Origin of the sequence: Sphingobacterium ginsenosidimutans (assembly GCF_039536865.1) — a bacterium.
GTDB lineage: Bacteria > Bacteroidota > Bacteroidia > Sphingobacteriales > Sphingobacteriaceae > Sphingobacterium > Sphingobacterium detergens.
The window spans coordinates 255,438-267,674 of the sequence record NZ_BAAAZK010000010.1 but is presented as its reverse complement, the minus strand read 5'-3'; the positions used below and the strand labels follow the sequence as shown (position 1 = coordinate 267,674).

At 38.8% G+C, this 12,237-nt stretch carries 11 protein-coding genes; 3 read left to right on the top strand and 8 right to left on the bottom strand.

From position 1 onward, the window contains the following. Positions 1 to 9: 9 nt before the first annotated feature. Positions 10 to 1,260 carry an ROK family protein gene (locus ABFX33_RS26075; protein WP_346089220.1) on the top strand — a complete coding sequence of 417 codons (1,251 nt, stop codon included), beginning with the start codon at positions 10 to 12 and terminating at the stop codon, positions 1,258 to 1,260. On the opposite strand, the gene ABFX33_RS26070 is transcribed toward ABFX33_RS26075, so the two are convergent. The 8 genes from ABFX33_RS26070 to ABFX33_RS26035 all read right to left on the bottom strand — a co-directional run bounded on the left by ABFX33_RS26070 (position 1,257) and on the right by ABFX33_RS26035 (position 9,888). After that, on the bottom strand, positions 1,257 to 1,616 hold the full coding sequence (locus ABFX33_RS26070; protein WP_346089218.1) for a CoA-binding protein: 360 nt from the start codon (positions 1,614 to 1,616) through the stop codon (positions 1,257 to 1,259). The two genes, ABFX33_RS26075 and ABFX33_RS26070, sit on opposite strands and share 4 nt — an antisense overlap. Before the next feature lie 134 nt (positions 1,617 to 1,750). After that, a complete protein-coding gene (locus ABFX33_RS26065; RefSeq protein ID WP_120261758.1) occupies positions 1,751 to 2,917 on the bottom strand; it encodes a serine hydrolase domain-containing protein in 1,167 nt (388 codons plus the stop codon). Positions 2,918 to 3,207: 290 nt separating this feature from the next. Continuing rightward, the gene (locus ABFX33_RS26060) at positions 3,208 to 4,839 is read right to left on the bottom strand and encodes a pyruvate dehydrogenase complex dihydrolipoamide acetyltransferase (protein WP_346089216.1); all 1,632 of its coding nucleotides are present in this window, start codon (positions 4,837 to 4,839) and stop codon (positions 3,208 to 3,210) included. 29 nt (positions 4,840 to 4,868) lie between these two features. Then, entirely contained in the window at positions 4,869 to 5,864 is a 996-nt protein-coding gene (pdhA, locus tag ABFX33_RS26055) for a pyruvate dehydrogenase (acetyl-transferring) E1 component subunit alpha (protein WP_120261760.1), read from the bottom strand. A 243-nt stretch (positions 5,865 to 6,107) separates the two neighbouring features. Then, entirely contained in the window at positions 6,108 to 7,490 is a 1,383-nt protein-coding gene (hisS, locus tag ABFX33_RS26050; protein WP_346089214.1) for a histidine--tRNA ligase, read from the bottom strand. 55 nt (positions 7,491 to 7,545) lie between these two features. Beyond that, the gene (gene rnc / locus ABFX33_RS26045) at positions 7,546 to 8,286 is read right to left on the bottom strand and encodes a ribonuclease III (RefSeq protein ID WP_120261762.1); all 741 of its coding nucleotides are present in this window, start codon (positions 8,284 to 8,286) and stop codon (positions 7,546 to 7,548) included. 84 nt (positions 8,287 to 8,370) lie between these two features. Beyond that, positions 8,371 to 9,624, bottom strand: a complete 1,254-nt coding sequence (fabF, locus tag ABFX33_RS26040) for a beta-ketoacyl-ACP synthase II (RefSeq protein WP_120261763.1) — start codon at positions 9,622 to 9,624, stop codon at positions 8,371 to 8,373. Between the two features lie 27 nt (positions 9,625 to 9,651). Further along, complete coding sequence (locus ABFX33_RS26035) at positions 9,652 to 9,888, bottom strand: acyl carrier protein (protein ID WP_028070665.1); 237 nt, start codon at positions 9,886 to 9,888, stop codon at positions 9,652 to 9,654. 287 nt (positions 9,889 to 10,175) lie between these two features. On the opposite strand from ABFX33_RS26035, the gene ABFX33_RS26030 reads away from it, so the two are divergent. Together ABFX33_RS26030 and pyk are read left to right on the top strand one after the other, a co-directional pair. Next, on the top strand, positions 10,176 to 10,670 hold the full coding sequence (locus ABFX33_RS26030; RefSeq protein ID WP_346089211.1) for an IPExxxVDY family protein: 495 nt from the start codon (positions 10,176 to 10,178) through the stop codon (positions 10,668 to 10,670). A 134-nt stretch (positions 10,671 to 10,804) separates the two neighbouring features. Continuing rightward, the gene (pyk, locus tag ABFX33_RS26025; RefSeq protein ID WP_346089210.1) at positions 10,805 to 12,232 is read left to right on the top strand and encodes a pyruvate kinase; all 1,428 of its coding nucleotides are present in this window, start codon (positions 10,805 to 10,807) and stop codon (positions 12,230 to 12,232) included. Positions 12,233 to 12,237 lie beyond the last annotated feature (5 nt).

The following is a 12,237-nucleotide window of genomic DNA, read 5'->3' as shown; positions in this document are numbered from 1 at the left end:
TGATGTTTTATGACAAAAGCCGTGAACTTACTGATTAACAAAAAATTGGATAGTAAACCTGAAAAGAAAAATCTATTCAATAAACTTTCAATTATCAAATTAATAGCCGAATTAGGATCTGTATCAGTAAACGACATTGTAAAAAATCTCTCCCTAAGTCTTCCTACGGTCAACAGCCTGATTGCTGAATTATTGGAGGATAACATTGTCCGTCAATTTGACAAGGGAGAATCTATCGGTGGTCGCAAACCAAACCTATATCGGCTGTGTGATGGATTGTTTCAGGTGTTATGTATCGAGCTGCAGCGCTTCTCCATTACACTGAGCATCATGGACAACAACCAAAATATAGTTGCTGAAACTGTAGAACTGGACAATGAATTATCACGCAATGCTGATAATCTTCATGATATTACACAGATTATCGATCAATATTTGTTAGAAAAATCAGTAGATAAGGAAAATTTAACCGGACTGATCATTAGCATGCCGGGTCTAATCAATGCTGAGGAAGGAACTAATGAGACTTTTTTGCATGACGCATCACAATCTATTACGGCGTACTTCGAGAACAAATATAGCAAACCTGTTTATATACTCAATGACGTAAAGGGCGCAGCATATGCAGAGCTGAAATTTGGTCTGGCCAAAAACACGAGAAATAGCCTTATTATTTTAATGGATTGGGGAATAGGTCTTGGGATAGTTTCCAATGGTGAAGTTTATCTCGGACGGGATGGTTATTCCGGCGAAGTAGGCCATATGCCCTTTATTGATAATGGCGAATTGTGTTATTGTGGGAAAAGAGGTTGCCTGGAAACAGTTGCTTCGGGAATTGCTCTAGTCAACAATGCAAAACAGGAGATCCAAAAAGGTGAACTTACTAAGCTCAATGAATTACATAAGGAGGAACTGGATCACCTAACACCAACTCATGTGATCGAGGCGGCTAATAAAGGTGATCAATTTGCTATAAACCAAATTTCTAAGTTGGGAACCAATCTAGGTAAAGCTTTCGCTTCCCTGATCCAGCTGCTCAATCCAGAACTTATTGTACTTGGAGGCAAAATTGCCAAAGCCAATGAATTAATTACGATCCCGATACAACAGGCAATCAATTCGTATACAATGGCGATATTAAAAGAACATTGCGATATAAAAGTATCCAGTTTGAATCTGGACAGTAATACAATCGGTTTGACAAACTATTTTATCACAAAGTATTTGTCTGTTGAATTGCTCCAGAAATCCAAAATCTAAAACTGACCTGTACTCAACAATACCAGAGTACAGGCTCTTTCAGTTTTAATACCATTCTCCATAGCTATCTGCTCTAACTCAGTATTCTCGGCCCCCGGATTAAAGATTATACGCTTTGGTTTCGTTGCCAAAATATAGTTATAATACTCCTTTTGATTTTGCTCCCCAAGATACATGGTCACTGTGTCAATATCGCTATGCACCTCACCTTTCTTCTCGATAGGCGCACCAGCCACTTCTCCCCCGCTCAAACCGATGTTAACAATATCATGTCCGTGCTTACGGAGCATATTCGCTGCCTTATTTGAATAACGCGAAGGGTTCGTACTCGCACCTAAGATTAATGTCTTTTTCATCCTTATACTTATTTGTTCATCAACTATACGGCGCAAAGGCATTTACACAGCCTTCATCGGTATTGGAGTTTTAATCCTGTAGTTTCCCTTTAAACACGCTGCTTCTATTTTTTACAGCGATCAAGGGCATGGATCTATTCATCAATAATAAAATCGCCATGGGTACTGTAGGCATTCTTACGTAAAACTGGCATCCCCAAAATTTTATAAAGTTCATCCAATTTCACCAAGCTACCATTTGTCATATTGGAAAGTAAAACAATCACAATATTCCTTTTCAGATCCCGTACATAAATGTGACGAAAACCGTGCCACCATCCTGTATGGTAGACAATATGGTCGTTACCATGTTCAAATGTCCGCCATCCGTAGCCGTAGCTAAAAATGCCTTTTTTGGCATCAGGGTAACCGCGATAAGCCGAATCCAAGGTTGATTGCTTCAATAATCGTCCATCCCGCAGCGCCAGATCAAAGCGATATAGGTCACGCACCGTACTGTATACCCCTTTGTCTCCCAATGGGCCATCTTGAAAATTCTGTACAACAGATCTTCGCCATACTTTATCATGACCTATAACGTTGGTTGGAATCTTATCGTAGACAGCCTTTGACAACGCGGCAGTATTCGTCATACCTGCAACATTGAAGACACTATCTTTCATATAGGTCGCATAATCCTGCTTCGACACTTTTTCGATAATAGCTCCTAAAACCATAAAGTTGGAATTATTATAGAAAAAACGACCACCTGGAGCACCATATCTATTCGGTTTAAATTCTGTCAGCATTTTCATAACATCCTGATTCGTCATTCCTTTTTTTCGATCGGGCCAGTGGTCTTCCGAAAAATAGACATAGTTAGGTAAACCCGAGCGGTGGGTCAATAGCATTTTAATAGTAATACCGGGGTACGGAAAATCAGGATAAAAATCATTGATCGTCTGATCCAGACGTAATTTTCCAGCTTCGACCAACTTCAATACACCCACAGCCGTTATTGGTTTGGTGACGGAAGCCAACTCAAACTTATCATCAATTGCCAAGCTATCGCGTTTCAGGTAATTGGCCCAGCCAAAAGTATTTTGATATAGAATTTTTCCATCTTTCGCCACCAGCACATTTCCATTGAATGCAGCCTTTGAATGCAAGTTTTTCATAAAGGCGTCAATCTTTGGATCAGCATCCTGGGGATTGTAAATGAGTCTTGTACTATCTATTTTTGCTTGTGCTATCGCCGCCTCTTTTTGTTTTTTCTCTTTTGAACTACAAGCGATTGTAGATACGAACAAAAGAGCTGCCATTCCCTTTAAAAAAAATAATTTCACGTATTGCTTCTCCTGGATTTTCTATATTGTGTTATGTTTACCTAGTTTACTAAGCCAATTCTGTACCTCATTTTTTACACGATACCTGTATCACAATCATGCTATTCTTACTCTGATTAATGTGTATTCTTTTTGATTTTCAATAAAGAATCGTGTATAAAGATAATAATGCTAAAATGAAGATTTTAGTATAAAAAAACGAATTTTTAGAACAAAAAAAGCCACTTTATTACTAAAGTGGCTAATATTTTATTGGCTTGCGGAATCTATGCTAGTAATCTAACTGGATTTTCTACCAATGCTTTTAAAGTCTGTAAGAATGCAGCACCTGTCGCGCCATCTACCACACGGTGGTCACAGCCCAAAGTTACTTTCATTACGTTACCAGGAACTACAGCACCATTTTTCACAACCGGAACAGCTTGGATAGCTCCCACTGAAAGAATAGCGCCATCAGGAGAGTTAATGATAGATGTAAACTCATCTATTCCAAACATTCCCAGGTTGGAAACTGTAAAAGTAGATCCTTCCCAATCCGCTGGTTGTAGTTTTTTCGCTTTCGCTTTTTGAGCAAAATCTTTCACTTCAGCAGAGATGTGAGATAATGATTTACCATCAGCAAAACGTACTACAGGAACTAACAAGCCATCTTCAACAGCCATAGCCACACCAATGTTGGTATGTTCGTTGAAACGGATTTTATCTCCTAGCCAAGACGAATTCACTGCTGGGTGTTTTTTCAATGCGACAGCAACGGCTTTCACCACGATATCATTGAATGATACTTTTACTGGAGCGATCTCATTGATTTGCGCACGAGCAACCATTGCATTATCCATATCGATAGAAACTGTCAAGTAGAAATGCGGTGCTGTAAACAATGATTCTGCCAAACGACGCGCGATTGTCTTACGCATTTGGTTGACAGGTTTCTCTGTATAACGTTCTTCACCAACATACGTAGGTAAAGTAATTGCTTTTGTCTCTGTAGCAGGAGCCGCTTCAGCTGCTGTTGCAGCAGGTTTCGCCGCAGCAGGAACAAAAGATTCAACATCTTTTTTCACGATACGACCACCATCTGCTGATCCTTTGATATCGTTCAAGTTGATGCCTTTATCTTTTGCAATCTTACGTGCTAATGGAGAAGCCTTTACACGAGCATCATCATTTGTAGCAGATGCTACTGGAGCTGCAGTTGCAGTAGGAGCTGAATCAGCCTTAGGTGCTTCCGCAGTTTCTGCTTTTGTAGGAGCAGATTTTTGATTCAATAAAGGTGTAATATCAGTTCCCGCAGGACCAACAATAGCAATAATATCATTTACTTTTGCTGCTTCTCCGGCCTCAAGACCAACATACAACAATGTACCATCAGCATAAGCTGTAACTTCCATTGTCGCTTTATCTGTTTCAACATCAGCGATAGCGTCATCAGATTTGATCGTGTCACCAACTTTAAAATTCCATTGTGCAATAACACCTTCTTTCATGGTATCACTTAACAATGGCATTGTGATCACAGTACATCCCAATTCCTCAGCTGTAACTGTGCTCGCCGAAGATTCTGGAGCAGAAACTTCCGCTGTATTTTTTTCTTCGGTTTTTTCTGGTGCTTTCTCAGCTGCAGGAGCATCACCGCTCAGCAAAGCTTGAAAATCTTCACCAGGTTCACCCAAAACAGCAATAACAGCATCGATCGCTACTGCTTCACCTTCTTTAGGGCCAATATATAAAAGAGTACCTTCTTGGTAAGACTCAAAGTCCATTGTAGCTTTATCTGTTTCAATTTCAGCTACTAAATCACCAGAATTTACTTTATCACCAACATTTTTGTGCCATTTTGCGATGACCCCTTCGGTCATTGTGTCGCTCATTTTGGGCATTCTTACTACTTCAGCCATTCTGTATTATATTATCAAGTTAAAGAGTATTAATCTAAAATAAATGGATAGTCTTGTTGTACATAAACATCTTTGTACAATTCATCTGCAGTTGGGTAAGGAGATTCTTCCGCAAATTTTACTGACTCATCAACTACTTTTTTCACATCAGCCTCAACCTCAGCAAACCAAGCATCATCCGCATATTTGTTTTCCAAAATAGCATGTTTAGTAGCCAATAATGGATCGCGGTCTTTATACGCTTCTAGTTCCTCTTTCGTACGATATTTCGCAGGGTCAGACATGGAGTGTCCTTTATAACGGTAAGTACGGATTTCTAAGAATGTAGGACCTTCGCCAGCACGAGCACGTTGAACAGCTTCATCCATTGCGTTGTGTACAGCAACGACATCCATTCCATCTACAGGAGCAGAAGGCATATCAAAACCTAATCCCATTTTGTAAATGTCTTGCATGTTAGTTGTACGTTGTACAGAAGTACCCATCGCATAACCGTTGTTTTCACACACGAATATAACTGGGAGTTTCCACAACATCGCCATGTTTAGTGTTTCGTTAAATGCACCTTGACGTACAGCTCCATCGCCCATATAACAGATGTTTACATTATCTGTACCAAGATATTTCTCAGCAAATGCGATACCAGCACCTAAAGGAATCTGACCACCGACGATACCATGGCCACCCATGAATTTATGTTCTTTAGAAAAGAAGTGCATTGAGCCTCCTTTACCTTTTGAACAACCAGTGATCTTTCCATATAATTCAGCCATACAAGCATTTGCAGAAACGCCTTTAGCCAAAGCGTGGGCGTGATCACGATAAGCAGTGATTAAAGAATCCTCAGGTTTAATAACCGACATCGTTCCAGCGACTACTGCCTCTTGTCCTATGTACAAGTGACAGAAACCACGAATTTTTTGCTGTCCGTAAAGTTGACCTGCTTTTTCTTCAAACTTACGCATAAGTAACATAGACTTATACCACTCCAAATATGTCTCTTTTGTTATAGGTGTTGAACTCATTTCAAAGTTTTGATTTTCTTACAATTCTAGACTACAAATCTAATAATTTTGGATGAATTTTCTTGGTCAAAAGTCAATTTTATTTATACTTTAAGACACTTCTAAGACATTTGATTTAAAGTATATAGCATTTTTCAGCAAATAAATGAACGGCACAATCAAATAAATCAAAAACTTATGAAAATAAAAAAGCCAAACGACTTAATAATCATTTGGCTTTATCTATTTTATACAAATTGTTTGCTAGCGCAGTTTTTGGATAAGCTCACTTTCGGTAACCTTCACCTGCTCTCCACTTTCCATGTCCTTGAGCGATAATTGACCGGATGAAACCTCTTCATCTCCAACCAACAACACGTAAGGGATTCCTTTTCCATCGGCATAACCCATCTGCTTTTTCAGCTTCACCGGAGCGGCATACAATTCAACAGCAATATTTTCTTTGCGAAGTTTATTGAGCAAACCTAGCGTATAGGTTTCAAGTTGTTTATCAAAATTGATAATCAATAGCTTAGTAGAATCCGCTTTATTTGCTGGGAATAGGTTCAATTCTTCCAATACATCGTATATACGGTCAGCACCGAATGAGACACCCACTCCTGTCAGATCCTTCAATCCGAACATTCCTGTAAGGTCATCATAGCGGCCACCGCCTCCAATACTTCCCATAGCTACTTCATTTGTCTTTACCTCGAAAATACAGCCTGTATAATAATTGAGACCTCGCGCCAATGTAATATCCAGATCAATAATACGGTTCAATAACTCCGTATCCCCGCTCAACTTGGTAATATAATCAAAGACCTCTTCAATCTCTGCAATACCGGTTAAACCAATGGAAGAATCTGCCAAGATAGATTTTAGCGATGCCAGTTTCTCCCCATTTGAACCTTCCAATAAGATAATCGGTTTCAAAAGATTTAGATCGGCTTCGGTAAAACCTCTTTCCAACAATTCTTTATTGACTCCATCCAACCCGATTTTATCCAACTTATCAATGGCGACAGTCATATCGACAATAAGTTCTGGCTTTCCGATAATTTCGGCGATACCAGAAAGGATCTTCCGGTTGTTGATTTTAATATTAAAATCTTTCAATCCAAAACGTTCGAAGGCCTCTTGATAAATCAGAATAAATTCAGCTTCATTCAGCAAGCTTTCTGATCCCACCACATCAACATCACATTGGTAAAATTCACGGTAACGCCCTCTTTGCGGACGATCCGCACGCCAGACTGGTTGTACCTGAAAACGCTTAAATGGTAAGGAGATATCATTTTGATGCATCACAACGTAACGTGCAAAAGGCACTGTCAAATCATATCTTAGTGCTTTTTCAGAAATATGAGGAATTAGCTTATTCGAATTTTTATCTTGTAGTAGACTATCTGGAGCTTTTGTCAAATAGTCTCCGGAATTAAGGATCTTAAAGATCAATTTATCACCTTCATCACCGTACTTACCTGTTAAGGTTGTTAAATTCTCAAATGAAGGCGTCTGTATTTCATTGTAACCATATTTTTTAAACACAGCTTTCAATGTGTCAAAAATATAATTACGTTTGATCATTTCGGAAGGCGAAAAATCACGGGTTCCTTTCGCCAAAGAAGGTTTTACTGTTGCCATATCCGGCAAAGTTAATATTTAGCGGGGACTAAATAAATTAAAGAATAAAAATCCTTTATTCTACTTCCAGAATCTTGAGAAATTCGCAGGCTTTTTCCGCTGCTAATTTTTCGGCCGATTTTTTATTAAAATCGCGTCCCAGACCACACACAACACCATCTACAACAGCTTCGACACTAAACATCTTCGAAGATTCACCCTCTGGATTATCCGTTTGTTGAAATAGGATTTCTTTTCCGGTATGCTGACACCATTCGATCAATCGACTTTTGAAATTAGTCTCAGTCTGCTCCAGCAGTTGGATATCAACATGTGGTTTAATAATACGGTTTAGGAGAAAGCTTTTTGTGAACACATAGCCTTTGTCCAGATACACGGCACCAATTAGCGCTTCAAATGCATCTCCTAACAACGATCCTTGTTTGTTCGGAAAACTGATCATTCGGGCATCGAACTGTATCATTTCGTTGAATCCTAATTTTCTGGAAAGTTGGTTCAGGTTTGCACGACTCACGATTTTGGAACGCATCTCAGTTAGGAAACCTTCGTCTTTATACGGATATTTCTTGAACAACAATTCGGCAACGACAGAACCTAAAACAGCATCACCCAAGAACTCCAGGCGTTCATTACTGTTCTTAGCTCCTTCTTTGATTGTTACTGCAACAGACTTATGTCTAAATGCCATCTTGTACAAATGCACATTCCCGGGAACAAAACCTAGTAGGTTTTTTAGTTTCTTAACATATTCCCGATCCGGCGAAATATATAACTTGTATATCCTTGAAAAAGGCATCTCATCTAAAAATAAGGCGACAAGTTCTAATTAAAGAACCTGTCGCTAGCTCATATTACCAAACCATGTTTGAAGGATCAAACATTAAGCTTTATATTTTTTTACAATCACGGTAGCATTGTGTCCACCGAATCCAAATGTATTACTCAACGCCGCATTCACTGTACGTTTTTGCGCCTTGTTGAAAGTAAAATTCAATTTATTATCAATTTCTGGATCATCTGTGAAGTGATTGATTGTCGGTGGGACAATATCATTTTGCACAGCCAAGATCGAAGCGATAGTTTCTATAGCCCCTGCAGCACCCAAAAGGTGTCCAGTCATTGATTTAGTTGAACTGATATTCAATTTATATGCGTGTTCACCAAACAGGTCAACAATAGCCTTTGTTTCACTGATATCGCCGACCGGTGTAGATGTTCCATGAACATTGATGTAATCAATATCTGAAAAATCCATCTCCGCATCATTGACAGCCATTGTCATTGCCAGTTTAGCGCCCAATCCTTCTGGATGCGAAGCTGTGATATGGTGTGCATCTGCACTCATTCCACCACCTGCAATCTCTGCATAGATTTTTGCACCACGTGCTAAGGCATGCTCTAAGCTTTCTAAGATCAAGGCACCTGAACCTTCACCCGAAACAAAACCATCTCTGTCTTTATCAAAAGGACGGGAAGCTGTTTTGGGATCATCATTTCTTGTTGACAAAGCATGCATAGCGTTAAATCCACCAATTCCAGCTTCATTGACTGTAGCTTCTGATCCACCGGTAACAATCACATCTGCTTTGCCCATACGAATATAGTTGAAAGCATCAATCATTGCATTGGTAGCAGAGGCACAAGCCGATACTGCTGAAAAGTTAGGACCGCGAAGGCCATGACGCATTGAAATATGTCCTGGAGCTATATCAACGAGCATCTTTGGAATAAAGAAAGGATTGAAACGTGGCGTTCCATCTCCCTTTGCAAAGTTGGCAACTTCTTCTGTAAAAGTTGTCAGACCTCCAATTCCTGAGCCCCATATTACTCCGATACGATTTGTATCTAATTTTTCAAAATCTAAGCCAGCATCTTTAATTGCCTCATCAGTAGACGCAATTGCATACTGTACAAAAGGATCGACTTTACGAGCTTCCTTACGATCCATGAAATCATGTGGATCAAACCCCTTTACCTCACACGCAAACTGAGTTTTGAATTTTGACGCATCAAAATGCGTAATAGGAGCAGCTCCGCTTACACCATTTATTAACGCCTCCCAGTATTCTGAGACGGTATTACCAATTGGTGTAAGGGCGCCTAATCCTGTTACTACTACTCTTTTAAGCTCCATTTATTACGATTAGCCTAATTAAATTAGTTAGTTAACGTTTTTTTCTAAATAAGCGATTGCTTGACCAACAGTACCAATAGTCTCTGCTTGATCATCAGGAATAGCAACGTTGAATTCTTTTTCAAACTCCATGATCAACTCAACAGTGTCAAGTGAATCAGCACCTAAATCATTAGTGAATGAAGCTTCTGGTGTTACTTCGTTTTCGTCTACACCTAATTTTTCAACGATAATTGCTTTTACTCTTGAAGCGATATCTGACATGATTTTATAGTTTAATTGTTTAATAAATCTGTGCAAAGAAAAATAAATTTCATCAAAATTCAAACCTAAATTGATATTTAGATGAAAGTCACCATGTTAGGCGACCGAACTTATTCGCGTCTTATACTAGCTAACCCACTCTATATTAACTTAGTTCAAGTATAACAAAAATTATTTTGTATTCCAAACACTCAGCTAATTAACTCAAATTTTACACAAAAAGTATATTCCCACCTTAAAATTATTAGTACCTTCGTTAGCATAAGGACATATATTTTAGGAAAAAAGTGGTCAATAAGTTAGTAGCAAGGTTAGATATGGATATGGATGAAGAGTTAGATTTCACCCTACTCGCCATCACCTGTCCGCTTAAAGATTACCGCCTCTGCCATTTTATCAACAAAATGACAAACCTAGATTTTTCCAGAGGCAAGGAGAGCAAATACGACCATGACGGTCGCCCGAAAAATAAATCAGAAGAAGAGCTTGAATATCATATCATCTTTGACGTAAAGAAAAAAATCAGCTATCACTTCACTGCTTTTCATTATCTCAGTCCGGATTCCGACACAGAATATTTTCTTATTAACAATAAAAGTATTGAGGGAACCTTTTTAATTCCCGAAAACCCCCATTTTGATTTCTTTGTCATCATCAAAAATTACATCTGCGAAGACGATGTTGAACATATAATCAAAAGGATCAGCAAATTACCGGAAGTGGTCATTGCAAAAGAAATATCACCAAAAATATTGAAATCTAAAGAAAATCTCATATTTTAGCAGACTGTAGGTTAGTGTAGCAAATACACCTAACTGTAAATCTAAATTAATTCGATTTAGTTTTGACAAAAGACAACAATACGGCTTGCCGTTTGTTGTCATAAATGAAGAACATTAAAAATACAAAATAACAGATGGAAAAAGTTCAAAAAAGGACTAAAATTGTCGCAACATTAGGCCCTGCTTCGGCAGACAAACAAGTTTTGACCAACATGATTGCCAAAGGGGTTGATGTGTGTCGGTTGAATTTCTCTCATGGCAGCCAGGCAGATCACCTTAAGGTAATCGAAACTATAAATGCAATAAATAATGAAACCGGATTCAATGTTGCCATCTTAGCTGACTTACAAGGTCCCAAGATTCGGATCGGAAAAATGAAAGAAGGTGGTGCTGTTCTCGTAAATGGTTCAAAAGTTGAAATTACCACTCATGAACTCATTGGAGATGAAAACAGAATCTACATTACATACGAAAACTTTCCAAACGATGTTGAAGCCAACGAAATCATATTACTTGATGACGGAAAACTTCAACTTCGTGTTTTAGAGACCAACCATAAAGACACTGTTACTTGTGAAGTGGTACATGGTGGCGTCCTTACTTCACGTAAAGGCGTAAACTTACCAAACACCAAAGTATCTATCCCTTCATTGACTGAAGAAGATTTAGATAACTTAAACTTTGCATTGGATCACGGAGCTGACTGGATCGCGATGTCATTCGTTCGTTCGGCAGAAGATATTGCACAATGTAAAGAAATCATTGCTGCAAAAGGAAGCCATGCACGTGTGATCGCGAAAGTAGAAAAACCTGAAGCAATCGAAAACATTGATGCAATCATCGAAGCTACCGACGCTGTCATGGTTGCTCGTGGTGACTTGGGTGTTGAACTTCCAATGGAAGAGGTACCAGGACTTCAGAAGATCATTGTCCAAAAATGTAGAGACCTTTCAAAACCTGTAATTATTGCTACGCAAATGCTAGAGAGCATGATTACAACACCTCGTCCTACTCGTGCTGAAGTAAACGATGTAGCCAATTCAGTATTGGATGGTGCAGATGCAGTGATGTTAAGTGGTGAGACTTCTGTGGGTGAATTCCCTGAGATTGTAATCGAAACGATGAGTAAGATTATTATCCACGTGGAACAAACTTCTTATCCTTATTATAATGAGAAAGTTAGTGAAATCCACGATGGAACACTTATTCCAGACGCGATTTGCGCTTCTTCAGTTTATCTTGCTCAAAAAACAAATGCTTCAGCAATCGCTGTGTTGACTTCCTCTGGAGCAACAGCATTTGAAATTACAAGTTATAGACCGAATGTAGATATCTTGGTATTCACAGGCACACAGAAACTATTGAAACAATTGAGTTTGCTTTGGGGTGTAAAAACATTTATCTACGACAAATTTGAGAGCACAGATGGCTCGATCCATGATGTCAATAGATTTATTGTAAAAAACAACTATGTTAAACCGGGATCAATTATCATCAATACAGCATCAACTCCGTTAATTGAAAAAGGTAAAACAAATACAATCCGTGTTTCTCAGTTGTAAGAAAT